The following is a 25,048-nucleotide window of genomic DNA, read 5'->3' as shown; positions in this document are numbered from 1 at the left end:
TCCGCGGCCTCTTGAATTCGGTCTAAAAAAAAGCCCGGATTTAATTCCTGACCGACGGGCCAACTTATCCCGGCCCCGGTCAGTACCGAGGCATCCCGAAAACACGCTCAATCGACTGTTTTTTTGCAGCCGACGGGCGTTTTTTTGCTTTTCGAAAAGCCTTGGCCCAGCTCTTGCTAACAGCATGAAAGCTGACCAATCGGATGACTTTTGCAGCAACGAAAAAAGGCGCCACACCAGAGCGCCGATCTTAAAAAAATAAACGTGGAACACCTACTTTGGGAGCAACCGAATGAAACGTATGTGCACCAGCCTGATGCTCGCGGGATCGATGTTGGCCGGCGGCCAGGCCATGGCCGAGGGCCTGCTGCAGTGGCAGAACAACAGCCTGACCTATCTGTATGGCAAGGACTTCCAGGTCAACCCGCGCATCCAGCAGACCGTCACCTTCGAACACGCCGATGCGTGGACGTACGGCGACAACTTCTTCTTCTTCGACAAGATCTTCTACAACGGTGGCAAGGACTTCAGCAACGGTCCGAATACCTACTACGGTGAGTTCAGCCCGCGCATCTCGCTGGGCAAGGTGCTCGACCAGAAGATCGAGTTCGGCCCGATCAAAGATGTCCTGCTGGCAATGACCTACGAGTTCGGCGAAGGTGACACCGAGTCCTACCTGATCGGTCCAGGCTTCGACCTGGCCATCCCGGGCTTCGACTACTTCCAGTTGAACTTCTACCAGCGCCACACCGAAGGCCCGCGTGCCGGTGACAACGTCTGGCAGATCACCCCGGTCTGGTCCTACACCATCCCGGTCGGCAAGTCGGACATCCTGATCGACGGCTACATGGACTGGGTGACCGACAACGATTCCAACTCCAAGGGCGATTACCACGCCAACCTGCACTTCAACCCACAGGTCAAATACGACTTGGGCAAAGCGTTGAGTTTTGGCGAGAAGCAGTTGTATGTCGGTGTTGAATACGACTACTGGAAAGACAAGTACGGCATCGACGACACCGGTGCGTTCAAGACCAATCAGAGCGTGACCAACTTCCTGGTGAAGTTCCACTTCTGATCTTGAAAGCTTCGCGAGCAGGCTCGCTCCCACATTCGACCGAGTTCCAATGTGGGAGCGAGCCTGCTCGCGAATGCCCCAGCGCCAATTTCAGGCCGAAGTCACCGCTTCACTAATACCCAAAAACCGGCACAACTCTGCACGCTTGGCTAACGCATCCCGTCGCCCCAAATCGATCAACTCGCTGCAATACCCCGCCTCGAACAACAGATAACTCAACACCCCCGCCCCGCTCGTCTTCGTCGCCCCCGGCCCACGCAAGAACAAACGCAATGCCGCCGGCAATTCCTGACGATGCCGCGCCGCAATCTCATCGATCGGCTGACTCGGCGAAATCACCAAAACCTCCACCGGCGCCACGCCCAACTCGCGGGTCGGCGTTCCGGGAGGCATCAGATGGCTGAACTGGTTGAGACGCTGCAACAACTCGATGTCGCTCTCCAGACTGTCAATGAACGTGCTGTTGAGCATGTGCCCGCCGATCTGCGCTAGCGTCGGCTGCTGCCCCGTGTAGGTGCGCTCCAGCGGCTGCTGCGGATCAAACCCGCGCGGGTTGCCGCTAACACCCACCACCAGCACGCGACTGGCGCCCAGATGCAGCGCCGGGCTGATCGGCGCCGATTGCCGCACCGCACCATCACCGTAATATTCATCACCGATTTTCACCGGCGCGAACAACAGCGGAATCGCCGAACTGGCGAGCAAATGGTCCACCGACAATTGCGTCGGCACACCAATGCGCCGATGCCGCAGCCATGAATCGATCGTGCCGCCGCCCTGATAGAACGTCACCGCTTGCCCCGATTCGTAGCCGAACGCGGTCACCGCCACCGCATGCAATTGCTTGCGCGCGATGGACTCGGCGATGCCGGGCATGTGCAGTTTTTCATTGAGCAGTTCACGCAGCGGCGAACTGTTGAGCAGCGCCACCGGCAAATGCCGACCGAGGCCGAGCAGGCTGTGGCTGACAAAACGGCTGGCCTGGCGGATCACGCCGGGCCAGTCACTGCGCAGCACGCGATGGCTGCGAAAGCCCTGCCAGAACAGCGTCAGGCGTTCGATGGCGGCGCGAAAATCCGTGGCGCCGCTGGCGAGGCTGACCGCGTTGATCGCCCCGGCGGAGGTACCGACGATGACCGGAAACGGATTGTCCGCGCCCAACGGCAGCAATTCGGCAATCGCCGCCAGCACCCCCACCTGATACGCCGCCCGAGCCCCGCCGCCAGAAAGAATCAAACCTGTGACCGGTTCAGCTGGGCTCATCGCAACACTCCAGGGTGCTTAAAGGGATGGGTCAATCAACCGCGCTTGGCGTACAGCTTCGACTCGCCCGGTGGCCGACTCTTGAAGCGCCGATGCGCCCACAAATACTGCTCCGGGCAATCACGCAGCACGCCTTCGACCCACTGGTTGATGCGGATGCAGTCAGCTTCTTCGGTCTCGCCCGGGAAGTCCTCCAGCGGCGGATGCACGACCAGACGATAACCGCTGCCGTCGGCCAGACGCTCCTGCGTGAACGGCACCACCAGCGCTTTACCCAAACGGGCAAACTTGGTGGTCGCGGTCACGGTCGCCGCCGGAATGCCGAACAGCGGCACGAAAATACTTTGCTTGGCGCCGTAGTCCTGATCCGGCGCGTACCAGATCGCCCGTCCCGACCGCAGCAACTTGAGCATGCCGCGCACGTCGTCACGCTCCACCGCCAGCGAATCGAGGTTGTGCCGCTCACGGCCCTGACGCTGGATGTAGTCGAACAACGGATTCTTGTGTTCGCGGTACATGCCGTCGATGGTGTGCTGCTGGCCAAGCAATGCCGCGCCGATTTCCAGCGTGGTGAAATGCACCGCCATCAGAATCACACCCTTGCCTTCGCGCCGGGCTTTTTGCAGATGCTCGAGGCCTTCGACGTGGGCCAGTTTCGCCAGGCGTTTGCGCGACCACCACCAGCTCATCGCCATCTCGAAAAAGGCAATTCCGGTGGAGGCGAAATTTTCCTTGAGCAGGCGTTTGCGCTCAGCGGCGGATTTTTCCGGGAAGCACAACTCCAGATTGCGCTTGGCAATGCGCCGCCGGTCGCCGGCGAAGCGATACATCACTGCACCCAAAACTCGACCGATGGTCAGCAAGGCCGGATACGGCAGCTGCACGATCAGCCACAACAGCCCCAAGCCGCACCAGAGCGGCCAGAAGCGTGGAGCAAGAAATGCTTTTCGAAAACGCGGGCGATCCATTAAAGCTTCCGTAAATTCAGTGGCCGCGCATTCTACATCGTTCGACCCGGCTTGCGGCCTGCGGGCGTTCTCGTTATAAGTCTCGGCACTTTTAGTGACAAGCCGTTGTATGCCGACATGAGCAAAACCGAACCGTTAGACCAAGATCCCGTGTTCCAGCTAAAGGGCAGCATGCTGGCCATTACCGTGCTGGAACTGGCCCGTAACGACCTCGACAGCCTCGATCGGCAATTGGCCGCCAAAGTTGCGCAGGCGCCGAATTTCTTCAGCAACGCGCCGCTGGTTCTGGCGCTGGACAAATTGCCGCCGGGCGAAGGTGCGGTCGATCTGCCGGGCCTGATGCGCGTGTGTCGCCAACATGGCCTGCGCACCCTGGCAATCCGCGCCAGCCGCATCGAAGACATCGCCGCCGCCATCGCCATCGACATCCCCGTGCTGCCGCCGTCCGGTGCCCGTGAGCGACCGCTGGAAATGGCCGAAGCCGAAGTCAAAAAGAAGCCGGAAAAGCCGCCTGAGCCGACCGTCAAACAGACCCGCGTCATCACCACGCCAGTACGTGGTGGCCAACAGATATATGCCCAGGGTGGCGATTTGGTGGTGGTGTCTTCGGTCAGCCCGGGGGCGGAACTTCTCGCCGATGGCAACATCCATGTATACGGCCCGATGCGCGGTCGGGCGCTGGCCGGCGTGAAAGGTGACACCAAGGCACGGATTTTCTGTCAGCAATTGAGCGCTGAACTGATCTCCATCGCCGGTCATTACAAGGTTTCCGAAGATTTGCGTCGCGACCCAATGTGGGGTTCGGGCGTACAGGTCAGCCTATCGGGCGACGTGTTGAACATCATTCGGCTTTAACGGATACTGCCGCATTTTCCAAGCATCTCTAAAACGTAGCGAAAACGGCTCAAACGAAGTAGGAAAAAGGCCAAAAGCCGAATTCCAGCCAAGGCTGTCCGACTGCAGTAGTTTTCAAGAGATGTTTTTCAGGGGCTAAAAAGTCCTTCTTCCTTAGGGGTGAAACACCTTGGCCAAGATTCTCGTGGTTACATCCGGCAAGGGTGGTGTGGGTAAGACCACCACCAGCGCCGCTATCGGTACCGGCCTCGCTCTGCGCGGCCACAAAACAGTGATCGTCGACTTCGACGTGGGCTTGCGTAACCTTGACCTGATCATGGGTTGCGAGCGCCGCGTGGTGTATGACTTCGTCAACGTGGTCAACGGCGAAGCCAACCTGCAACAGGCTCTGATCAAAGACAAGCGCCTGGAAAACCTCTACGTACTGGCCGCCAGTCAGACCCGCGACAAAGACGCGCTGACCGTCGAAGGCGTGGAAAAAGTCCTGATGGAGCTCAAGGAACAATTCGAGTTCGTCGTCTGCGACTCCCCGGCGGGCATCGAGAAAGGTGCGCACCTGGCCATGTACTTCGCTGACGAAGCGATCGTCGTGACCAACCCGGAAGTGTCCTCGGTACGAGATTCGGACCGCATGCTCGGCCTTTTGGCGAGCAAATCGCGTCGCGCCGAACGTGGCGAAGACCCGATCAAGGAACACCTGCTGATCACTCGCTACCACCCTGAGCGTGTTGAAAAGGGCGAGATGCTTGGCGTTGAAGACGTCAAGGAAATCCTCTCGGTAACCCTGCTCGGCGTGATCCCGGAATCCCAGGCGGTGCTCAAGGCATCCAACCAGGGCGTACCGGTGATTCTCGACGACCAGAGCGATGCCGGTCAGGCTTATAGCGATACCGTCGACCGTTTGCTGGGCAAAGAAAAAGCCCACCGTTTCCTCGATGTCGAGAAGAAGGGATTCTTCGAGCGCCTGTTTGGAGGTAGGTAATGAACCTTTTTGACTTCTTTCGTGCCAACAAAAAGCCAAGTACCGCCTCGGTAGCGAAAGAGCGTCTACAGATCATCGTGGCGCATGAGCGCGGCCAGCGCAGCACGCCGGATTACTTGCCAGCCTTGCAGAAGGAACTGGTCGACGTGATCCGCAAGTACGTCAACATCGGCAACGACGACGTACATGTTGCACTGGAAAGCCAGGGCAGTTGCTCGATTCTGGAACTCAACATCACCCTGCCCGATCGCTGAGTCGATCCGGCAGGTACGACGGCGGTTCAGGGTCATTCCCTCGTTGGAATGATCCTGAACCGCCGTTGGCATTTGTTACGAGGCTGTTTTAATGCCGTTGTCCAACATCCGCATCATCCATCAGGACGCCGCCGTACTGGTGGTCGACAAACCGACGTTGCTGCTCTCGGTGCCCGGTCGCGCCGACGACAACAAGGATTGCCTGATTACCCGCCTGCAGGAAAACGGCTACCCGGAAGCGCGCATCGTCCATCGGCTGGACTGGGAAACCTCCGGCATCATTCTGCTCGCGCGTGACGCCGATACGCATCGCGAACTGTCCCGCCAGTTTCATGACCGCGAAACCGAAAAGGCCTACACCGCTTTGGCTTGGGGACAACCGGAGCTGGACAGCGGCAGCATCGACCTGCCCCTGCGCTACGATCCGCCGACCAAACCCCGCCACGTGGTCGATCACGAATTCGGCAAACATGCGCTGACCTTCTGGCGCGTGCTGGAACGTTGCGGCGACTGGTGCCGCGTTGAGCTGACGCCGATCACCGGCCGTTCGCACCAGTTGCGCGTACACATGCTGTCCATCGGGCATCCGCTGCTCGGTGACGGGCTCTACGCCCACGAACAAGCCCTCGCGGCCTGGCCACGCCTGTGCCTGCACGCGAGCATGCTCAGCTTCACCCATCCGCAAACCGGCGAACGCCTGCGCTTCGAGTGCCCCGCGCCGTTCTGACAGACCACACTGAACCCTTGTAGGAGCGAGCAGGCTCGCTCCTACAGGGATCCGGTGCAGATTCAATTCCCCGGTCAATGCGTTAAACTCCCGCCCATTGCTGTCTGGAGCTTCTTATGCGCGAAGAGTTGAACCAAGGCCTGATCGACTTCCTCAAGGCCTCCCCTACCCCGTTCCACGCCACTGCCAGCCTTGTTCAGCGTCTGGAGGCTGCCGGTTTCGTGCGCCTCGACGAGCGTGAGCCATGGCACACCGAGGCCAATGGCCGCTATTACGTTACCCGTAACGACTCTTCCATCGTCGCGATCAAAATGGGCCGCAACTCGCCGTTGCACGACGGCATTCGCCTGGTCGGCGCCCACACCGACAGCCCCTGCCTGCGGGTCAAGCCGCAACCGGAACTGCAACGTCAGGGTTTCTGGCAACTGGGCGTCGAAGTCTACGGCGGCGCGCTGCTGGCGCCGTGGTTCGACCGTGACCTGTCGCTGGCCGGCCGCGTGACCTTCCGCCGCGACGGCAAGGTCGAGAGCCAGTTGATCGATTTCAAGGCACCGATCGCAATCATTCCCAACCTGGCCATTCACCTCAACCGTGAAGCCAATCAGGGCTGGGCGATCAATGCGCAGACCGAATTGCCGCCGATCCTCGCGCAATTTGCCGGTGACGAACGCGTCGATTTCCGTGCCGTGCTCACCGATCAACTGGCCCGCGAACACGGTTTGAATGCCGACGTCGTGCTCGATTACGAGCTGAGCTTCTACGACACGCAAAGCGCTGCGGTGATCGGCCTCAATGGCGACTTCATCGCCGGCGCGCGCCTCGACAACTTGCTGTCGTGCTACGCCGGTCTGCAAGCGCTGCTGACCGCCGAAACCGACGAAACCTGCGTATTGGTATGCAACGACCATGAAGAAGTCGGCTCCTGCTCGGCGTGTGGCGCTGATGGCCCGATGCTCGAACAGACCCTGCGCCGCTTGCTGCCGGAAGGTGACGAGTTCGTTCGCACCATTCAGAAATCCCTGCTGGTCTCGGCCGACAACGCCCACGGCGTGCACCCGAACTACGCGGAAAAGCACGACGCCAACCACGGCCCGAAACTCAACGCCGGCCCGGTGATCAAGGTCAACAGCAACCAGCGCTACGCGACCAACAGCGAAACCGCCGGGTTTTTCCGCCATCTGTGCATGGCCGAAGAAGTGCCGGTGCAAAGCTTCGTGGTGCGCAGCGACATGGGCTGCGGCTCGACCATCGGCCCGATCACCGCCAGCCACCTCGGCGTGCGCACGGTCGATATCGGCCTGCCGACCTTCGCCATGCACTCGATCCGCGAACTGTGCGGCAGCCACGACCTGGCGCACCTGGTCAAAGTGCTGAGCGCGTTCTACGCCTGCCGCGAATTGCCGTAAAAATTTCGCCAGCAGGTTGGCTCCCACCTTGGAATGCATTCCAATGTGGGAGCGAGCCTGCTCGCGAAAGCGCCAGTTCAGACCCTACAAATTTCATCCTGAAACCGGCTCAATTCTGATACACATCAGAACCGCTTAACCAAATCCGACCTAGACTTACATCATTCATTTCGACAAGGCAGTCTCCATGATCTCGATGTCTTCGTTCCACGCCATGCTCATTCCTATCCTGTGCGGAATGATCCTGCTGGCCATTGGCTTCAACTTCCGTGACAAGAACGCCGGGGTGTTCGCCATGTGGATCGGCATGCTTACGATCCTCGCCACCGTGGTTTACAAGATCCTCGCCAAACTCAACGAATAAATCCGCACCCGGCTCGCATTGACGAGATGGGCCTCGTACACTCCAGCGAATCCGCCCCTTGCGAGGTTGACCGCCTAGTGTTTGCTCGTCTTTTTGCTCTGCCCAGTCTGTTTCTCGTCTGCCTGATGACGCTGCTGCCGTTGGCGCCCGCCCACGCGGTCGGTTTGCCGGGCCTGCTCAACACCAGCAAGGCGCAGCCCGAAGCCCAGGAACCGCTCGGCCAGTCCCTTGACGAAGTCATCAAGTCGCTGGAAAACGACAAGCAACGCGCGCAGTTGCTGACCGACCTGAAGAAGCTGCGCGACGCCACGAAAAAGGCCCAGGCCTCGCCCGAAGAAGGCGTACTCGGCCTGATCGGCGGCACCCTCGCCAATTTCGAAAAACAATTCACCGGCGCCGACAGCCCGCTCAACCGCTGGGGCAACGAGTTCGACCTGGCCAAGGAAGAACTCAGCGGCATGATGTTGCCGGCCAACGAATGGCTGCCGATCATCTTCGGCTTCGCCATGATCCTCGCCGTGTGGAGCCTGCTCGCCGCCGCGCTGATCTGGCTCGGCCATCGCGTGCGCATGCGTTTCGGCCTCACTGAAGAATTGCCGCAACACCCCAAAGCCCTCGACATGCTGCGCTTCGCCCTGCGCAAACTCGGGCCGTGGCTGATCGCGTTGGTGATGACCGTTTACATGAGCTACGCGCTGCCGTCGTCGCTGGGTAAAAGCCTGGCGATGGTGCTTGCTTATGCGTTGGTGGTCGGCACCTGTTTCTCGGCGATCTGCGTGATTGCCTTCTCCCTGCTCGATGGCCCGCACCGCCATCGCGCGCTGTACATCCTGCGTCATCAGGCCTTCCGGCCACTCTGGCTGATCGGCAGCTTCGCCGCGTTCGGCGAAGCATTGAACGACCCGCGGCTGATCGAAAGCCTCGGCGTACATCTGGCGCACAGCGCCGCGACCGTCGCCAATGTGCTCGCAGCACTCTCGACCGGCTTGTTCATCCTGCGTTTCCGCCGACCGATCGCCCACCTGATCCGCAACCAGCCGCTGTCGCGGCGTCTGACCCGCCGCGCCCTCAGCGACACCATCGAAATCCTCGGGACCTTCTGGTTTGTGCCGGCGCTGGTGCTGGTCGGCATCTCGCTGTTCGCCACGTTCGTCTCCGCCGGCGACACCAGCACCGCACTGCGCCAGTCGCTGATCTGCACGGTATTGCTGGTGATGTGCATGGTGATCAACGGCCTCGTGCGCCGTCATTCAATGAAACCGCAGCGCGGTGTTAAACGTCATGCGCTGTATTCCGAGCGCTTGAAAAGTTTTTTCTACACCCTCGCGCACCTGCTGGTGTGGCTGGTGTTCATCGAACTCGGCCTGCGCGTGTGGGGCATGTCGCTGATCGGTTTCACCGAAGGTGAAGGGCATGACATCAGCGTCAAACTGTTCAGCCTGGTCGGCACGCTGATCTTCGCCTGGCTGATCTGGATTCTCTCCGACACCGCCGTGCACCACGCCCTCACCCGCTCGCGCAAAGGCTTGGCCAATGCCCGTGCGCAAACGATGATGCCGCTGATCCGCAACGTGCTGTTCGTGGCGATTTTCATCATTGCGCTGATCGTCGCCCTGGCGAACATGGGCATGAACGTCACGCCGCTGCTGGCCGGTGCCGGTGTGATCGGTCTGGCCATCGGTTTCGGTGCGCAGTCGCTGGTTGCCGACCTGATCACCGGCCTGTTCATCATCATCGAAGATTCGCTGGCCATCGATGACTACGTCGACGTCGGCGGCCACCTCGGCACCGTCGAAGGCCTGACCATCCGCACCGTGCGCCTGCGCGACATCGACGGCATCGTCCACACGATCCCGTTCAGTGAAATCAAAAGCATCAAGAACTACTCCCGCGAGTTCGGCTACGCGATCTTCCGGGTGGCGGTGCCGTACAACATGGAAATCGACGACGCGATCAAACTGATGCGCGAAGTCGGTCAGAAAATGCGCACAGATCCACTGCAACGCCGCAATATCTGGTCGCCGCTGGAGATTCAGGGCGTCGAGAGTTTCGAATCCGGCAGCGCGATTCTGCGCGCACGCTTCAAGACTGCGCCGATCAAACAGTGGGAAGTTTCCCGAGCGTTCAACTTGTCGCTCAAGCGCCACCTCGACGAGGCTGGACTCGATCTGGCAACGCCACGCATGAGTGTGCAAGTGATCACCGCCGGCGGTGGCGAACCGAAGGAATAGCACTCAGGCGCGCGGTTGCAGTCACAGGCAGGGAAGCCCGACAACAATAATCAAGGAGAAACCGATGCAACTGACGCGCATTGCCCAGACCGTTTTGCTCACGCTGTTAGCCAGCCACGCCGGCGCCGCGACGATGGACAGCACCCGCGCCGAGATCGCCGAACAGGCGCAAAAACTGGAACCGCAACTGCTGGAAACCCGCCGCGACATCCACGCCCACCCGGAACTCGGCAACACCGAAAAACGCACCGCCGAACTGGTCGCCAAACAGCTCAGGGCCATGGGCCTGGAAGTGAAAACCGGCGTCGCCCGCACCGGCGTGGTCGCCGTCCTCAAAGGCGCCCTGCCCGGCCCGACCGTGGCCCTGCGCGCCGACATGGACGCGCTGCCGGTCAAGGAAGTCGCCGACCTGCCGTTCGCCTCAAAAGCCAAAGGCACCTACCTCGACAAAGAAGTCGACGTGATGCACGCCTGCGGCCACGACGCCCACACCGCGATCCTGCTCAGCACGGCGAAAATTCTCACCGGCATGCGCGACACCTTGCCCGGCACCGTAGTGTTCTATTTCCAACCCGCCGAAGAAGGCCCGAGCGACTTCATCCCCGACGGCAAAAACACTTGGGGCGCGAAAATGATGGTCGAGGAAGGCGTGATGAAATCACCCAAACCCGACGCCGTCTTCGGCCTGCACGTCTGGGCCGGCGTACCCGCCGGCCAGATTGCCTACCGGCCCGGCCCAACGCTGGCCAGCTCCGACGACCTGCGCATCAAAATCCTCGGCAAACAGACCCACGCCGGCCGCCCCTGGGACGGCATCGACCCGATCACCGTCGGCGCACAAACCATCGTCGGTCTGCAAACCGTGGTCAGCCGCCGCACCGATATTTCCTCGTATCCATCAGTGGTCAGCATCGGCACCATCAACGGCGGGACGCGCTACAACATCATCCCCGAATCCGTCGACATGACCGGGACGATCCGCTCCTACGACTACGGCATCCGCCAGAAACTGCACACCGACGTCCGCCAGACCATCGAAAAAATCGCCGAAAGCGGCGGCGCCAAAGCGGATGTCACCATCTTCGAAAAATACGATCCGACCATCAACAACCCGGCACTGACGGAAAAAATGCTGCCGACGTTGAAATGGGCGGCCAAGGACGACGTGGTCAATGCACCGCTGGTGGGCGGCGCAGAAGACTTTTCATTTTTCGCCAAGGAAGTGCCGGGCCTGTTTGTGTTTCTCGGCGTGACACCGAGGGACCAAGACATGAGCAAAGCCGCGCCGAATCATAATCCGGGGTTCTTTGTGGATGAGTCGGCGCTGGTGGTCGGCGTGAGGACATTGGCCTCGTTGGCGACGGATTATTTGTATGCCAATGCGGGGGCAGGCAAGTAGGCATGAGGTGAATGTGGGGGCGTCTTCGCGAGCAGGCTCGCTCCCACAATTGGACCCTATGCACCCTTCCAGAAATTGGTCGGCTGTCAGGCCGCCATCGCCAGCAGGGCTGGCTCCCACAGTTTTGATTTGCGAACACCCCAAGCGGCAAAGCCGCCCCACTCAACACAATGAGCGCAAGCTCGAGTACCGCTCTTGATCTTGCCGTGCCGGCCCCTTCGGCAGGCTGAGTGGAGGGATTGATCTGGGGGTGGGAGCGCAGCGACCGTTCGACGAAGTCGAACGCATCGAGAGGAGGTGCAGCGAAGCAAACCGTAGGCGATGCCCCCGGATCGATCCCGGAGCGAAGGAACCCCGAGCCCCAGCGAGCGGGCCGAACGTAGGAGCAAGCCTTTTTGGTTACTTTTTTCTGGGCCGGCATTCCGGGCGTCTGGAAAAAGAGACCCGCCGTAAGGGCGGAACCTTAAGAAGCCGTTACCGCAGCAACGGATATACACCCAAAACGATCAAACAACATCAACACTTACGTGAATCGCATCATGCCGCCAAAACTCCAGATCACAATCAATCAACCGCTCATGCTGATCATAATTAACCCGAGCAATCCTCAACCCCGGACTCCCGACAGAAACCCGCAAGGCCGCCGCCGCATCCACAGACAATGACGTCGGCACAATCTCAAACCGCACCCGCCCATAGTGCAAATCGTAATGTCGGGCATACAACTCGGTCATCGACTGATTCAAATCAAACTCCAGGATCCCCGGAAAAAACTGCGGATTCAAATAGTGCTCCACATACAACACCAACCGCCCATCAATGCGCCGCGACCGGCAAATCTGAATCACGCTCGACAACGCCGGCAACTGCAACCACGCACACACCGCCGCCGAAGCCGGCTGCAACCGCGCCGAAATCACCTCGGTTGAAGGCTCCCTCCCCTGCGCACTGACCATCGCGTGAAAGTGACTGCGCTGCATCAGGTTGTACGCCAGACGCGGCGGCGACACGAACCAGCCACGGCGCTCCTCTCGATAGATCTGCCCCTGTGCCTCCAACTGCAACAACGCCTCACGCACGGTGATCCGCGTCGTGCCGAACAGCTCACTGAGCTTGCGCTCCGCTGGCAACTTGCTGCCCGCCGCCAACAGACCATGATCGAGCTGCTCCTGCAGCACCTGGCCAATCGCTGTCACCGCTTTTGTTGCCTCATCGCGCATCAACGTTACCTATCTGGACTAGACCAGCACTGTTTCAGGGCAAAAAACCACGGCCAACGGAGCGTTTCCGTGTGTTGCAAGCCTAGGCAGTGCAGATGACCGAGAGATGACAAAACTACCGAACGGTCGTCCTCACGACTTGCAATACATCGGCCAAGTCCCTTGTGCGCCGGGGCCTGAGCATGGTCTACGCTTATCTGGCAACGGCTGATACCGGGCAAACAAAAGGCCTGCCGCCGGGCCATCGACATCAAAGTGTCATCCAGCCCCCTTAAATTGGCTCAGGTATTGCTGACCTAGACCAACACACACCGCAAACGCAGCGTTGAACACGACCAAGGAGCTTCGGAATGAAACAGCTTTTCCTGGCAACACTGTTAGGCTCGACCATTGCAATGTGCACCTCCGCCATGGCGGCCGGCACCGATCTGAAAACCCTCGAAGCCGCTGCAAAAGCGGAAGGCGCCGTCAATAGCGTCGGCATGCCGGATGACTGGGCCAACTGGAAAGGCACCTGGGAAGACCTGGCCAAGACCTACGGTCTGAAACACATCGACACCGACATGAGCTCGGCCCAGGAAATCGCCAAGTTCGCTGCGGAAAAAGACAACGCCACTGCCGACATCGGCGACGTCGGTGCCGCCTTCGGCCCGATCGCGGTCAAGCAAGGCGTGGTGCAACCGTACAAGCCAAGCACCTGGGATCAAGTCCCGGACTGGGCCAAGGACAAGGACGGCAACTGGGCGCTGGCGTACACCGGCACCATCGCCTTCATCGTCAACAAAAAGCTCCTGCACGGCTCCGAAGTGCCGACCAAATGGGCTGACCTCAAGGGCGGCAAATACAAGGTCTCCATCGGTGACGTGAGCACCGCCGCCCAAGCTGCCAACGGCGTTCTGGCTGCGGCACTGGCCAACGGTGGCGACGAGAAAAACATCAAGCCTGCCCTGCTGCTGTTTGCCGACATCGCCAAGCAAGGTCGCCTGTCGATGGCCAACCCGACCATCGCCACCATGGAAAAAGGCGAGATCGAAGTCGGTGTGGTCTGGGACTTCAACGGTCTGAGCTACAAAGCCAAGATGGCCAACCCGGATGACTACGTGGTGCTGATCCCGTCCGACGGTTCGGTGATTTCCGGCTACACCACCATCATCAACAAGTACGCAAAAAACCCTAACGCCGCCAAGCTGACCCGCGAGTACATCTTCAGCGACGCCGGCCAGACCAACCTTGCCCGCGGCAACGCCCGCCCGATCCGCGCCGAACACCTGCAACTGCCGGAAGACGTGAAGGCCAAACTGCTGCCAAACGAGCAGTACAAAAAGGTCACCCCGATCAAAGACGCCGACGCATGGGAAAAAACCTCCAAAGCCCTGCCACAGGCTTGGAACGAAGAAGTCATCGTAGAGATGAAATAAAGCGGCTAATCACGGTTGCGTGATCTGTTGAAGATCCAAATGTGGGAGCGAGCCTGCTCGCGAAGGCGTCGTGTCAGTCGACATCAATGTTGAATGATCAGCCGCATTCGCGAGCAGGCTCGCTCCCACAGGGGATCCGGATTGGATCTGAAATTTCCTGTTTCGCGGAGTTTTTGCCCCTATGAAGCACAACGTCATCCTTGTCGTGCTCGACGGCCTCAACTACGAGGTCGCGCGCCACGCCATGGGGCATCTGCAGGCTTATGTTGGCGCAGGACGCGCCGCGCTCTACCAGTTGGAGTGCGAGCTGCCGGCCCTGTCCCGACCGCTTTATGAATGCATCCTCACCGGCGTGCCGCCGATCGACAGCGGCATCGTCCACAACAACGTCTCGCGCCTGTCCAATCAGCGCAGCATTTATCACTACGCCCGCGATGCCGGATTGAAAACCGCCGCTGCGGCGTATCACTGGGTCAGCGAGTTGTATAACCGCTCGCCCTTCGTCGCCGCCCGCGACCGGCACACCGACAATCTGTCGCTGCCGATCCAGCACGGGCATTTCTACTGGAGCGATCACTACCCGGATTCGCACCTGTTCGCCGACGCCGAAAACCTGCGCCTGCGCCACGATCCGAACTTCCTGCTGATCCATCCAATGAACATCGACGACGCCGGGCACAAACACGGTCTCGACTCGTCGCAATACCGCAACAGCGCGCGTTCGGCGGACATCATCCTCGCCGACTATCTGCAGAGCTGGCTCGATGCCGGCTATCAAGTGCTGGTGACCGCCGACCACGGCATGAACAACGACCGCTCGCACAACGGCCTGCTGCCGGAAGAACGCCAAGTGCCGCTTTTCGTCCTCGGCGACGCCTTCAGCCTGAACACTGATGCAGCACCGAAGCAGACGGAAATCTGCGGCACAGTGTGCGAACTGCTCGGCGCACCCCACGACAAACCTGTGTGCCGGGAGCTGCTCAAGTGAATGCCATGACTCGCGGCAAATGGCTGGCGGCGCTGTGCCTGGTGCCCTTCGCCTTGTTCTTTATCGTCTTCGAAATCGCCCCGCTGGTCTGGGTGATGATCAACAGTCTGCAATCGGAAGAGTTCGGTTGGGGCTTCGCCAACTTCAGCAAGATCTTCAGCTCGAAGTTCTATCTGCAGGCGATTCAGTACAGCCTCGAAATCAGTTTCTGGTCGAGCGTGTTCGGCATCATCATTGCCGTGCTGGGTGCGTATTCCCTGCGCCGGGTCGACTCGAAACTGCGCAACTTTGTGAATGCCTTCGCCAACATGACCAGCAACTTCGCCGGCGTGCCTTTGGCGTTCGCGTTCATCATCCTGCTCGGTTTCAACGGCAGCATCACCATCATGTTGAAGCAGGCCGGGATCATTCAGGATTTCAACCTGTACTCGAAAACCGGGTTGATCATCCTCTACACCTACTTCCAGATCCCCCTCGGCGTGCTGCTGCTTTATCCGGCCTTCGACGCCTTGCGTGAAGACTGGCGCGAGTCCGCCGCATTGCTTGGTGCCAACGGCTGGCAGTTCTGGCGGCACATCGGTTTGCCAGTGCTGACGCCAGCGCTGCTCGGCACGTTCGTGATCCTGCTGGCCAACGCCCTCGGCGCCTATGCCACGGTCTATGCGTTGACCACTGGCAACTTCAACGTGCTGCCGATCCGGATTGCCGCGATGGTTTCCGGGGATATTTCCCTCGACCCGAATCTGGCCAGTGCCTTGGCCGTGGTGCTGGTGGCGCTGATGACTATCGTCACCGTCGTGCATCAACTGCTGTTGAAGAGGAGCTACCATGTCTCGCGCTGAATCCGGCCCGGCCGGCCTCTACCACCGCGTCGTGGTTTATCTGCTGTTCGCCATCCTCTTGCTGCCGCTCGTTGGCACGCTGGTCTACTCGATCGCCAGCAGTTGGTCGGCGACCATTCTGCCCAGCGGTTTCACCTTCAAGTGGTACCTCCAGTTGTGGAGCGACCCGCGCTTCCTTCACGCCTTCGGCCAATCGTTGCTGGTGTGCGTCGGCGCGCTGGTGTTGTCGGTAGTGCTGATTCTGCCGCTGCTGTTTGTGGTGCATTACCACTTTCCGAAACTCGATGCGCTGATGAACATCCTGATCCTGCTGCCATTCGCGGTGCCGCCGGTGGTGTCTTCGGTTGGCCTGTTGCAACTCTACGGTTCCGGGCCGATGGCGATGGTCGGCACGCCGTGGATTCTGATCGGTTGCTACTTCACCGTGGCGTTGCCGTTCATGTACCGGGCGATCACCAACAACCTGCAAGCGATCAACCTGCGCGACCTGATGGACGCCGCACAGCTGCTCGGCGCCAGCACTTTTCAGGCTGCGTTTTTGGTGGTGCTGCCGAACCTGCGCAAAGGCCTGATGGTCGCGTTGCTACTGTCGTTCTCGTTCCTCTTTGGTGAGTTTGTTTTCGCCAACATTCTGGTCGGCACGCGCTACGAAACTTTGCAGGTTTATCTGAACAACATGCGCAACAGCAGCGGTCACTTCACCAGTGCGCTGGTCATCTCGTATTTCTTTTTCGTGCTGGTCCTGACCTGGATCGCCAACATCTTGAACAAGGACAAAAGCGAATGAGCTATGTCAGCGTCCAACACCTGCAGAAAAGCTACGCCGGCACGCCGGTGTTCAGCGACATCGACTGCGAGATCAACAAAGGCGAGTTCGTTACCCTGCTCGGCCCGTCCGGTTGCGGCAAGTCCACGCTGCTGCGCTGCATCGCGGGTCTGACGCCGGTGGATGGCGGCAAGATCCTGCTCGATGGCGTCGACATCGTGCCGTTAAGCCCGCAGAAGCGCGGAATCGGTATGGTGTTTCAGAGCTATGCGCTGTTTCCCAACATGACTGTCGAACAGAACGTTGCGTTCGGTTTGCGCATGCAAAAGGTCAACGCGGACGACAGCCATAAACGTGTATCGGAAGTGTTGAAACTGGTTGAACTGAACGACTTCGCCACTCGCTATCCGCACCAGCTCTCCGGTGGCCAATGTCAGCGTGTCGCCCTCGCCCGCTCGCTGGTGACGCGCCCGCGTTTGTTGCTGTTGGATGAGCCGCTGTCGGCGCTTGATGCACGGATTCGTAAACACCTGCGTGAACAGATTCGCCAGATTCAACGCGAACTCGGCCTGACGACGATTTTCGTCACCCACGACCAGGAAGAAGCGCTGACCATGTCGGACCGAATTTTCCTGATGAATCAGGGAAAAATCGTACAGAGCGGCGATGCCGAAACCTTGTACACGGCGCCGGTCGATGTGTTCGCCGCGGGTTTTATCGGCAACTACAACCTGCTCGATGCCGATGACGCGTCGAAACTGTTGCAGCGCCCGATCAGCCACCGCATTGCCATTCGCCCGGAGGCTATCGAGCTGAGCCTCAACGGCGAACTCGATGCACAGATCCGCAGCCACAGCCTGCTGGGCAATGTGATTCGCTATCGCGTCGAAGCGCGTGGAGTGGAATTGGTGGTGGATGTGCTCAACCGCTCGGCCGCCGATCTGCACCCCGACGGTCAGCGTCTGGCGCTTTCCATCGATCCGACGGCCCTGTGTGAAGTAGCTTAAAAACAGCTGCAAGCTTCGAGCTACAAGCTTCAAGTTGTAGACTGCGGCGCAGCTGATTCCAATTTTTGCAGCTCGACGCTTGTAGCTCGCAGCTGTTCTCGGAGAGAACTGATGGCCCTGGCAATTTTTGATCTGGACGAAACGTTGATCCACGGCGACTGCGCCACCCTCTGGAGCGAGCAGATGGGCCGCTTGGGCTGGGTCGATCCCGAATCGTTCATGCGCAAGAACAACGAACTGATGGACGCCTACAGCCAAGGCAAATTGCGCATGGAAGACTACATGGAGTTCAGCCTGGAACCGCTGATCGGGCGCACGCCAGAAGAAGTCGATCACTTGGTCGGGCCGTGGGTTGAAGACTTCATCGAGCCGATCATCTTCAGTGACGCGACGAAAACCATCGCCGCCCACCGCAAGGCCGGTGACCGGATTTTGGTGATCTCGGCGTCAGGTACACACCTGGTCAAACCGATTGCCGATCGACTGGGCATCGATGAAGTCCTCGGCATCGAACTGGACGTCGCCCATGGCGTGTACAGCGGCCACACCGTCGGCACCCTGACTTACCGCGAAGGCAAGATCACCCGTTTGCTGGAATGGCTGGATGCCGAGGAAGAAAATCTGGAGGGCGCGAGTTTTTATTCCGACTCACGCAATGATTTGCCGTTGTTGCTGAAGGTGGATTTCCCGCACGTGGTCAACCCGGATCCGGTGCTGCTCGAGCACGCCGAAAAAGCCGGCTGGCCGATCCATATCTGGAAATGACAAAGATTTAATCTGCAATTGCAGGCTGACATCCCGAACCTGAGTTCGACGCCATGTGTCAGGTCGACGAATCTCGACAGGACAACTCGGTCAGTCCCCTCTCCCTTTGGGAGAGGGTTAGGGTGAGGGGCTTCTTCTGCCTGCAAGTCAGCTCAGGCTATCGTCGATCACCAATACCAACTTCCCGGAAACAGTATTGCTGGCCAGCTCGGCAAACGCCGCTTCGGCATCCTTCACCGCAAACGCCTTGGCCAACTGCGGACTCAACCGCCCTTCCGCGAACAGCGGCCACACCTGCTGCCCCAGATCACTCAACAGATCGGCCTTGAACTGATCCCCACGACTGCGCAACGTAGAACCGAGCAATTGCACGCGCTTGCCCAAGACCTGCGCCAGATCCAGTTTCGCCTCGCGGCCACCCATCAGACCAATCAAGACCCAACGTCCGTCCAGCGCGATCAGTTTGAGATTCAGCGCCGAGTAATTGCCGCCGACTGGATCAAGGATCACATCGAACGGGCCGAAATCGCGCAGGCTTTCCAGGTCATCGGTGCGTACCACCCCGCCTTGAGCCCCCAGTGCCTCGCAGTAAGCCAACCGCTCGGTTGAACCGACGCTGACCCAGCAAGGATTGCCAAACGCCTTGCACAACTGAATGGCGGCTGAACCGATTCCACTTGCCCCGGCGTGCAAGAGAACTTTCTCACCCGGTTTGAGCGCCGCAAGTTGAAACACATTCAACCAGACTGTTGCGTAAACCTCAGGCAATGCCGCCGCCTCAATCAGCGAAACGCCCTCGGGAACCGGCAATACATGTCGCCCGTCGACCACGACTTCTTCGGCCATGCCACCCCCGGCCAGCAAGGCGCAAACCCGGTCGCCGACCTGCCACGGACTGCCCGCACCGACCTCACTGATGACCCCGGAACACTCAAGACCGAGCACTTGGCTGGCCCCTGGCGGTGGCGGATAAAGCCCCGCTTTCTGTAATAAATCGGCGCGATTGAGGCCAGCTGCCGCCACTCGGATACGGACTTGTCCTACATCACATGTAGGACTCGGCTCCTCAACCCATGCCACTTGACCTTCAACGCCTTGCAATGCCTTCACAGTGCCTCCATAGTGAGTCTGGACTGAGCCCGAAGCTGTAGCGCCGGGCTTTTTGCATTATGCGACCGGCTCTCGTAGAACCGGCGACTTCAAAGACGGCCTAATATGCGTTATCAATTGTCCCCGCGTCGAATCAGCATGAAGCATTTGCTCCCCAGCACCGCCCTCGCTCTTTTCATCGGTATCGGCCTTATGCCGGTGTCGGGCAATACATTCGCAGCCAACAGCTGGGACAAATTGCAGCCTGATCGCGATGAAGTCATCGCCAGTCTGAACGTCGTCGAGTTGCTCAAGCGTCACCACTACAGCAAGCCGCCGCTTGACGATGCGCGCTCGGTGATCATCTACGACAGCTACATCAAGCTGCTGGATCCGTCGCGCAGCTATTTCATGGCCAGCGACATCGCCGAGTTCGACAAGTGGAAGACTCAGTTCGACGACTTCCTCAAAAGCGGCGACCTCAACGCCGGGTTCACCATCTACAAGCGCTACCTGGACCGCGTCAAAGCGCGTCTGGACTTCGCCCTTGCCGAGCTGAACAAGGGCGTCGACAAGATGGACTTCAACACCAAGGAGACCTTGCTGATCGATCGCAAGGACGCCCCTTGGCTGAAATCCACCGCAGAGCTGGATGACCTGTGGCGCAAACGCGTCAAGGACGAAGTCCTGCGCCAGAAGATCGCCGGCAAAGAGCCGAAGCAGATTCAGGAAACCCTGACCAAGCGCTACAAGAACCAGTTGGCGCGCCTGGATCAGACCCGTCCGGAAGACATCTTCCAGGCGTACATCAACACCTTCGCGATGTCTTACGATCCGCACACCAACTATCTGTCGCCAGATAACGCGGAAAACTTCGACATCAACATGAGCCTGTCCCTAGAGGGCATCGGCGCCGTGTTGCAGAGCGACAACGACCAGGTGAAAGTCGTGCGTCTGGTGCCGGCAGGCCCGGCCGACAAGACCAAACAAGTCGCCCCGGCTGACAAGATCATCGGCGTTGCCCAAGGCAACAAAGAGATGGTCGACGTGGTCGGCTGGCGTCTGGACGAAGTGGTCAAGCTGATCCGCGGTCCGAAAGGCACCGTGGTGCGTCTGGAAGTGATTCCGGCGAGCAATGCCCCGAACGACCAGACCACCAAGATCGTGCCGATCACCCGTGAAGCGGTGAAGCTCGAAGACCAAGCGGTGAAGAAGTCCATCCTCAACCTGAAACAGGACGGCAAGGACTACAAGCTCGGCGTCATTGAGATTCCGGCCTTCTACCTCGACTTCAAGGCGTTCCGTGCCGGTGATCCGGACTACAAGAGCACCACTCGCGACGTCAAGAAGCTGCTGACCGAGCTGCAGAAAGACAAAGTCGACGGCGTGGTCATCGACCTGCGCAACAACGGCGGCGGTTCCCTGCAGGAAGCCACCGAGCTGACCAGCCTGTTCATCGACAAAGGCCCGACCGTTCTCGTGCGTAACGCCGATGGCCGCGTCGACGTACTCGAAGATGAAAACCCGGGTGCGTTCTACAAAGGCCCGATGGCATTGTTGGTCAACCGCTTGTCTGCCTCGGCTTCGGAGATCTTCGCCGGCGCCATGCAGGACTACCACCGCGCGCTGATCATTGGCGGTCAGACCTTCGGGAAGGGCACGGTGCAGACCATTCAGCCGCTGAACCATGGCGAGCTGAAACTGACCCTGGCCAAGTTCTACCGGGTTTCCGGTCAGAGCACCCAGCATCAGGGCGTGCTGCCGGACATCGACTACCCGTCGCTGATCGACACCAAGGAAATCGGTGAGAGCGCACTGCCGGAAGCCATGCCGTGGGACACCATCCGCGCGGCGATCAAACCGGCGGCTGATCCGTTCAAACCGTACCTGGCTCAGCTCAAGTCCGAGCACGACACTCGCACCGCAAAAGATGCCGAGTTCGTGTTCATCCGTGACAAGCTGGCCTTGGCGCAGAAACTGATGGAAGAAAAAACCGTCAGCCTCAACGAAGCCGATCGTCGTGCCCAGCACGCCGACATCGACGCCAAACAGCTGACGATGGAAAACATCCGTCGCAAAGCCAAAGGCGAAGAGCCACTCAAAGAGCTGAAGAAAGAAGACGACGACGCCCTCACTGCCGCTGAGCCGGACAAGGTCAAACCAGAAGACGATGCCTACCTGAGCGAAACCGGGCGCGTGCTGCTGGATTACCTGAAGCTGAGCAATCAGGTGGCCAAGAAGTAAAGTGATGGCAATTTAGTGCTGACGATCCCCGGATCGTCATCAAATAGTCATCATTCTGTCGTGCAATAAAGGACTGGGAGCCACTCTCTGCAAAGAGAGCGCTCCCAGTCCTTTTTTTATCGCCAGAGATTGCCATGACCACGACCGAACAGCTGAGTGCCTTGAGCTCGATCCTGACTCAAAGCGGATTGCACAGCCTGTTCCAGCCGATCATTTGCCTCTCCGAACGACGCATTCTCGGTTATGAAGCCCTCACACGCGGGCCGTCCAACAGCCCTCTTCACTCACCGATTGCTTTGTTCGCTGTCGCGCGACAGGCCGGGCGCTTGAGTGAACTGGAGATCGCTTGCCGGCAAAGTGCCTGCCGCCGCTTCAACGAACAGCAACTGCCGGGCAAGCTGTTTCTCAACGTCTCGCCAGAATCACTGCTTGAAGCCGCACACCAACCGGGACGTACGCTGCAACTGCTGCAGGATTTCGGCATTCCACCCAGCCAGGTCGTTATCGAACTGACTGAACAAACGCCAATCGATGATTTCCAGTTGCTGCAAACCGCGCTGCATCACTATCGGGCGATGGGTTTTTCAATTGCGCTAGATGATCTTGGCGCCGGCTATTCGAGCCTGCGACTGTGGTCGGAACTGCGTCCGGATTATGTGAAGATAGACCGGCACTTCATCGATGGCATTCATCAGGACGCCTTGAAGCGTGAATTCGTCGGCTCGATCCTGCAAATCGCCAAAGCCTCTCGGGCACAGGTGATTGCCGAAGGCATCGAACTGCCAGAAGAACTCGCCGTGCTGACGGAAATGGGCGTCGACCTGGTACAGGGTTACCTGCTCGGTCGCCCGCAAGAGCAACCACCGCGCGATGCCCGCGCCCTGATGCCGAAACACGACAGCAGCGCCGTGGCGCTGAATGACGAGGGCAGCGACCTCAGCGCCCTGCTCAACGACCAACCCGCCGTCCCTCGCGACACACCGACCGCCACCGTGCTCGAAGCCTTCCGCCGCCAGGCCAACCTCAACTCACTGGCCGTGCACGACGAACAAGGCCAGCCCTGCGGCATCGTCCACCGTCATTCGTTGTCGGACGCCCTGCTGAAACCCTTCGCCACCGATCTGTTCGCACGCAAACCGATCAGCCGCCTGATGAACGACGACTTCCTCGCCGTGGAAATGAGCCAGTCGCTGCAACAAGTTAGCCGCCTCATCACCAGCCGCGCCCGCCAGCGCATCGAAGAAGACTTCATCATCACCCTCAACGGCAGCTACCTCGGCCTCGGCCGGGTGATCGACGTGCTCAAACTGATCACTGAACTGAAGATCCAACAGGCCCGCTACGCCAACCCGCTGACCTTGCTGCCCGGCAACGTTCCGATTCAGCAGTGCCTCACCCGCCTGCTGCAGCAGGGTCGAGAATCCGTCATCTGCTACGTCGACATCGACAGCTTCAAACCCTTCAACGACATCTACGGCTACGGACGTGGCGACGAAGTCCTGCTGTGCCTGGCGCAATGCCTCAACGAACGCGTAGACCCCACCCGCGACTTCGTCGGCCACATCGGCGGCGACGACTTCCTCCTCGTCCTCGGCCCCGAAGACTGGCGCAAGCGACTGAATCAACTGCTCGATGATTTCCAGAGCCAATGCCGACGCTTCTATCGCACTGAACACCTCGACGCCGGCTGCTTCATCGCCCCGAATCGCCAAGGCGTGCGGCAGGAGTTTCCGTTGTTGTCGCTGTCCATTGGCGTCGTGCACCTACACCCGGAAGCCTGCGCACAGCTGGATGCCAGTCAGCTTGCTGAGATGGCATCACAGGCGAAGCATCATGCGAAGAATATTCCGGGGTATAGCGTGCATGTGATTGATAGTCTCACCGCGCCCGACCTTCATCCGTCGCAGCTAATCGGGCAACGATGACTTGATTTTAGTCTACCAAGACGACTTATCCTCACCTTCTGCCATCAACAGATCCTCTTCCCAAACTTCTTTCGCCAATTTAAAAATATCTTGAAAAAAACAGCGTGGACTTTCTAATGAATACCATTCCTCGCGCGGCCAACTGTTTGCCTCGCACTCATCAATTTCGAATATAACTTGAAAATCGAAGCTTGGATCCTTAAGCGCCGCCTCTAGATTTTCAATGAGTACAAGCTTATGTCTATGTGAGAAATAAGGCTGATCCAAGCAATATTTCCTTATTAACATACTCCTATCAGCTTTATCGTTCGGATCATAAGCCTCGAGCTCTACACCCTTGGACTCCTCTCTATCATAAACATCGAACACCCCAACGAACCACATTAAGTCAGGTTCAAAAGGCTCATTTAAAAATGGATCCTTCAGCATCATTTCCCCTCCGCAGGGAAGCCTGTGAAAGGCACCTGTGTATTCACTTTATCGAATTTCACCTCAAACCAATTCATATCCTCATTGAGTCCCGGATTTTGCTTATCTTTTTTATTGGGTCTGTAACCGCGCCCAGCCCCAGGCAGTTCCAACCTGACTATTGGATTTTTCTTCTGATCCTTCCCTGTATGCTTAATCAACCCGTTTTTATCCTTCGTCATCGCTTTATTCAAGGCCCCCAAATGCATGCGCCAACTATGAAACTGAGAGCTTAGATTACCTTTGGCACCTTTCGGGACATCGCCGGTATGAGGGTCCGCGCCATCGATCGCTCGCTGCTTAAGAGCTGGATCAGAAATTTCCGAACCATGCTTTTTCACAGTGTGCATGTCATAAAGTTTTTCATATTCAGTCACACGTCGCTTTGCATTAGCCTCCGCCAACTCATCAACTCGCGCCCTCCGCTCCTGCGCTGTCATCTTCGGCAGCGCTGGCCCCCCCTCATCAACCTTAACCCCATCAATCCCACCCGGCACTTCACACCCAGGCTTATTCGGCGGCGGACAGTTAGAGCTCAACCCCAACGGATCCACCCACCCCGTCGGGTTCGGCGTGTACTGGTACTGATTCAACCCACCCGCCAGCTTCACCGGATCCGGCGTCAAATACCGCCCCAACCTCGGGTCGTAATACCGATGCCGGTTGTAATGCAGTCCGCTTTCCGCATCGAAATACTGCCCCTGAAACCGCAGCGGCTGATTCAGGTATTCGTCGGCGGCCAGTGTCAGGTTGGCGACTTTTCCGTAGGCGTCGTATTGCGCTGACCAA

General features: G+C 59.0%; 23 protein-coding genes. 17 read left to right on the top strand and 6 right to left on the bottom strand.

Features of this window, described 5'->3' with window-relative positions; translation table 11 throughout:
- Positions 1–292: 292 nt before the first annotated feature.
- Complete coding sequence (locus tag ACQ4OE_RS21935; RefSeq protein ID WP_430947895.1) at positions 293–1,078, top strand: outer membrane protein OmpK; 786 nt, start codon at positions 293–295, stop codon at positions 1,076–1,078.
- Positions 1,079–1,168: 90 nt separating this feature from the next.
- Here ACQ4OE_RS21935 and ACQ4OE_RS21930 read toward each other — a convergent pair whose 3' ends face one another.
- Entirely contained in the window at positions 1,169–2,341 is a 1,173-nt protein-coding gene (locus ACQ4OE_RS21930) for a patatin-like phospholipase family protein (RefSeq protein WP_122594942.1), read from the bottom strand.
- A 35-nt stretch (positions 2,342–2,376) separates the two neighbouring features.
- Complete coding sequence (locus tag ACQ4OE_RS21925) at positions 2,377–3,309, bottom strand: lipid A biosynthesis lauroyl acyltransferase (RefSeq protein ID WP_430947894.1); 933 nt, start codon at positions 3,307–3,309, stop codon at positions 2,377–2,379.
- A 117-nt stretch (positions 3,310–3,426) separates the two neighbouring features.
- On the opposite strand from ACQ4OE_RS21925, the gene minC reads away from it, so the two are divergent.
- From minC to ACQ4OE_RS21885, 8 genes are all read left to right on the top strand, one after another.
- Positions 3,427–4,164 (top strand): septum site-determining protein MinC, encoded by a 738-nt coding sequence (gene minC, locus ACQ4OE_RS21920; RefSeq protein WP_064391243.1) that lies wholly within the window; start codon positions 3,427–3,429, stop codon positions 4,162–4,164.
- 169 nt (positions 4,165–4,333) lie between these two features.
- Complete coding sequence (minD, locus tag ACQ4OE_RS21915) at positions 4,334–5,146, top strand: septum site-determining protein MinD (protein ID WP_007913953.1); 813 nt, start codon at positions 4,334–4,336, stop codon at positions 5,144–5,146.
- A complete protein-coding gene (minE, locus tag ACQ4OE_RS21910) occupies positions 5,146–5,400 on the top strand; it encodes a cell division topological specificity factor MinE (RefSeq protein ID WP_003223146.1) in 255 nt (84 codons plus the stop codon). Before minD ends, minE begins: the two co-directional genes overlap by 1 nt.
- 91 nt (positions 5,401–5,491) lie before the next feature.
- A complete protein-coding gene (locus ACQ4OE_RS21905) occupies positions 5,492–6,127 on the top strand; it encodes an RluA family pseudouridine synthase (protein WP_007960625.1) in 636 nt (211 codons plus the stop codon).
- 116 nt (positions 6,128–6,243) lie between these two features.
- Positions 6,244–7,533, top strand: coding sequence for a M18 family aminopeptidase (locus tag ACQ4OE_RS21900; protein WP_122594945.1), 1,290 nt, complete (start codon positions 6,244–6,246; stop codon positions 7,531–7,533).
- A gap of 187 nt (positions 7,534–7,720) precedes the next feature.
- Positions 7,721–7,897, top strand: a complete 177-nt coding sequence (locus ACQ4OE_RS21895; protein ID WP_162835980.1) for a hypothetical protein — start codon at positions 7,721–7,723, stop codon at positions 7,895–7,897.
- Between the two features lie 77 nt (positions 7,898–7,974).
- A complete protein-coding gene (locus ACQ4OE_RS21890) occupies positions 7,975–10,128 on the top strand; it encodes a mechanosensitive ion channel domain-containing protein (RefSeq protein ID WP_122594957.1) in 2,154 nt (717 codons plus the stop codon).
- Positions 10,129–10,192: 64 nt separating this feature from the next.
- Positions 10,193–11,527: an amidohydrolase gene (locus ACQ4OE_RS21885; protein ID WP_430947893.1), complete on the top strand. Its 1,335-nt coding sequence runs from the start codon at positions 10,193–10,195 to the stop codon at positions 11,525–11,527.
- Between the two features lie 506 nt (positions 11,528–12,033).
- Here ACQ4OE_RS21885 and ACQ4OE_RS21880 read toward each other — a convergent pair.
- Entirely contained in the window at positions 12,034–12,747 is a 714-nt protein-coding gene (locus ACQ4OE_RS21880; protein WP_250608340.1) for a UTRA domain-containing protein, read from the bottom strand.
- A 350-nt stretch (positions 12,748–13,097) separates the two neighbouring features.
- On the opposite strand from ACQ4OE_RS21880, the gene ACQ4OE_RS21875 reads away from it, so the two are divergent.
- From ACQ4OE_RS21875 to ACQ4OE_RS21850, 6 genes are all read left to right on the top strand, one after another.
- Positions 13,098–14,165: an ABC transporter substrate-binding protein gene (locus ACQ4OE_RS21875; RefSeq protein ID WP_093441622.1), complete on the top strand. Its 1,068-nt coding sequence runs from the start codon at positions 13,098–13,100 to the stop codon at positions 14,163–14,165.
- 181 nt (positions 14,166–14,346) lie between these two features.
- Positions 14,347–15,153: an alkaline phosphatase family protein gene (locus tag ACQ4OE_RS21870; RefSeq protein WP_430947892.1), complete on the top strand. Its 807-nt coding sequence runs from the start codon at positions 14,347–14,349 to the stop codon at positions 15,151–15,153.
- Positions 15,154–15,158: 5 nt separating this feature from the next.
- A complete protein-coding gene (locus ACQ4OE_RS21865) occupies positions 15,159–15,995 on the top strand; it encodes an ABC transporter permease (RefSeq protein ID WP_163005303.1) in 837 nt (278 codons plus the stop codon).
- Positions 15,982–16,782: an ABC transporter permease gene (locus tag ACQ4OE_RS21860; RefSeq protein ID WP_430947891.1), complete on the top strand. Its 801-nt coding sequence runs from the start codon at positions 15,982–15,984 to the stop codon at positions 16,780–16,782. The genes ACQ4OE_RS21865 and ACQ4OE_RS21860 overlap by 14 nt, the downstream gene beginning before the upstream one ends.
- Positions 16,779–17,768 (top strand): ABC transporter ATP-binding protein, encoded by a 990-nt coding sequence (locus tag ACQ4OE_RS21855; RefSeq protein WP_430947890.1) that lies wholly within the window; start codon positions 16,779–16,781, stop codon positions 17,766–17,768. The genes ACQ4OE_RS21860 and ACQ4OE_RS21855 overlap by 4 nt, the downstream gene beginning before the upstream one ends.
- A 111-nt stretch (positions 17,769–17,879) precedes the next feature.
- Positions 17,880–18,533 (top strand): HAD family hydrolase, encoded by a 654-nt coding sequence (locus tag ACQ4OE_RS21850; protein ID WP_430947889.1) that lies wholly within the window; start codon positions 17,880–17,882, stop codon positions 18,531–18,533.
- Between the two features lie 147 nt (positions 18,534–18,680).
- On the opposite strand, the gene ACQ4OE_RS21845 is transcribed toward ACQ4OE_RS21850, so the two are convergent.
- A complete protein-coding gene (locus ACQ4OE_RS21845; RefSeq protein ID WP_430947888.1) occupies positions 18,681–19,643 on the bottom strand; it encodes a zinc-binding dehydrogenase in 963 nt (320 codons plus the stop codon).
- A 138-nt stretch (positions 19,644–19,781) separates the two neighbouring features.
- Between ACQ4OE_RS21845 and ACQ4OE_RS21840 the strand changes: the two genes are divergently transcribed.
- Positions 19,782–21,866 (top strand): carboxy terminal-processing peptidase, encoded by a 2,085-nt coding sequence (locus ACQ4OE_RS21840; protein ID WP_163005301.1) that lies wholly within the window; start codon positions 19,782–19,784, stop codon positions 21,864–21,866.
- Between the two features lie 134 nt (positions 21,867–22,000).
- Positions 22,001–23,791, top strand: a complete 1,791-nt coding sequence (locus tag ACQ4OE_RS21835; RefSeq protein WP_430947887.1) for a bifunctional diguanylate cyclase/phosphodiesterase — start codon at positions 22,001–22,003, stop codon at positions 23,789–23,791.
- Positions 23,792–23,803: 12 nt separating this feature from the next.
- On the opposite strand, the gene ACQ4OE_RS21830 is transcribed toward ACQ4OE_RS21835, so the two are convergent.
- Both ACQ4OE_RS21830 and ACQ4OE_RS21825 read right to left on the bottom strand, forming a co-directional pair.
- Positions 23,804–24,223, bottom strand: a complete 420-nt coding sequence (locus ACQ4OE_RS21830; protein ID WP_430947886.1) for a hypothetical protein — start codon at positions 24,221–24,223, stop codon at positions 23,804–23,806.
- Positions 24,220–25,048: RHS repeat-associated core domain-containing protein (locus tag ACQ4OE_RS21825; protein WP_430947885.1), on the bottom strand; the 829-nt coding region annotated here is incomplete at its 5' end. The genes ACQ4OE_RS21825 and ACQ4OE_RS21830, both read right to left, overlap by 4 nt.

Origin of the sequence: Pseudomonas sp. WC2, assembly GCF_050586545.1 — a bacterium.
Lineage (GTDB): Bacteria > Pseudomonadota > Gammaproteobacteria > Pseudomonadales > Pseudomonadaceae > Aquipseudomonas.
Note: the sequence above shows the minus strand (reverse complement) of the source record. Positions and strands in the feature narration are given on the sequence as shown.

What these genes read in the sequence shown, in the direction of transcription:
- ACQ4OE_RS21850 (WP_430947889.1), top strand. Translation starts at nt 17,880, where the DNA reads ATGGCCCTGGCAATTTTTGATCTGGACGAAACGTTGATCCACGGCGAC.
- ACQ4OE_RS21855 (WP_430947890.1), top strand. Translation starts at nt 16,779, where the DNA reads ATGAGCTATGTCAGCGTCCAACACCTGCAGAAAAGCTACGCCGGCACG.
- minE (WP_003223146.1), top strand. Translation starts at nt 5,146, where the DNA reads ATGAACCTTTTTGACTTCTTTCGTGCCAACAAAAAGCCAAGTACCGCC.
- ACQ4OE_RS21865 (WP_163005303.1), top strand. Translation starts at nt 15,159, where the DNA reads ATGACTCGCGGCAAATGGCTGGCGGCGCTGTGCCTGGTGCCCTTCGCC.
- ACQ4OE_RS21840 (WP_163005301.1), top strand. Translation starts at nt 19,782, where the DNA reads ATGAAGCATTTGCTCCCCAGCACCGCCCTCGCTCTTTTCATCGGTATC.
- ACQ4OE_RS21930 (WP_122594942.1), bottom strand. Translation starts at nt 2,341, where the DNA reads ATGAGCCCAGCTGAACCGGTCACAGGTTTGATTCTTTCTGGCGGCGGG.
- ACQ4OE_RS21830 (WP_430947886.1), bottom strand. Translation starts at nt 24,223, where the DNA reads ATGATGCTGAAGGATCCATTTTTAAATGAGCCTTTTGAACCTGACTTA.
- ACQ4OE_RS21935 (WP_430947895.1), top strand. Translation starts at nt 293, where the DNA reads ATGAAACGTATGTGCACCAGCCTGATGCTCGCGGGATCGATGTTGGCC.
- ACQ4OE_RS21835 (WP_430947887.1), top strand. Translation starts at nt 22,001, where the DNA reads ATGACCACGACCGAACAGCTGAGTGCCTTGAGCTCGATCCTGACTCAA.
- minC (WP_064391243.1), top strand. Translation starts at nt 3,427, where the DNA reads ATGAGCAAAACCGAACCGTTAGACCAAGATCCCGTGTTCCAGCTAAAG.
- ACQ4OE_RS21860 (WP_430947891.1), top strand. Translation starts at nt 15,982, where the DNA reads ATGTCTCGCGCTGAATCCGGCCCGGCCGGCCTCTACCACCGCGTCGTG.
- ACQ4OE_RS21925 (WP_430947894.1), bottom strand. Translation starts at nt 3,309, where the DNA reads ATGGATCGCCCGCGTTTTCGAAAAGCATTTCTTGCTCCACGCTTCTGG.
- ACQ4OE_RS21880 (WP_250608340.1), bottom strand. Translation starts at nt 12,747, where the DNA reads ATGCGCGATGAGGCAACAAAAGCGGTGACAGCGATTGGCCAGGTGCTG.
- ACQ4OE_RS21905 (WP_007960625.1), top strand. Translation starts at nt 5,492, where the DNA reads ATGCCGTTGTCCAACATCCGCATCATCCATCAGGACGCCGCCGTACTG.
- ACQ4OE_RS21895 (WP_162835980.1), top strand. Translation starts at nt 7,721, where the DNA reads ATGATCTCGATGTCTTCGTTCCACGCCATGCTCATTCCTATCCTGTGC.
- ACQ4OE_RS21870 (WP_430947892.1), top strand. Translation starts at nt 14,347, where the DNA reads ATGAAGCACAACGTCATCCTTGTCGTGCTCGACGGCCTCAACTACGAG.
- ACQ4OE_RS21900 (WP_122594945.1), top strand. Translation starts at nt 6,244, where the DNA reads ATGCGCGAAGAGTTGAACCAAGGCCTGATCGACTTCCTCAAGGCCTCC.
- ACQ4OE_RS21885 (WP_430947893.1), top strand. Translation starts at nt 10,193, where the DNA reads ATGCAACTGACGCGCATTGCCCAGACCGTTTTGCTCACGCTGTTAGCC.
- ACQ4OE_RS21875 (WP_093441622.1), top strand. Translation starts at nt 13,098, where the DNA reads ATGAAACAGCTTTTCCTGGCAACACTGTTAGGCTCGACCATTGCAATG.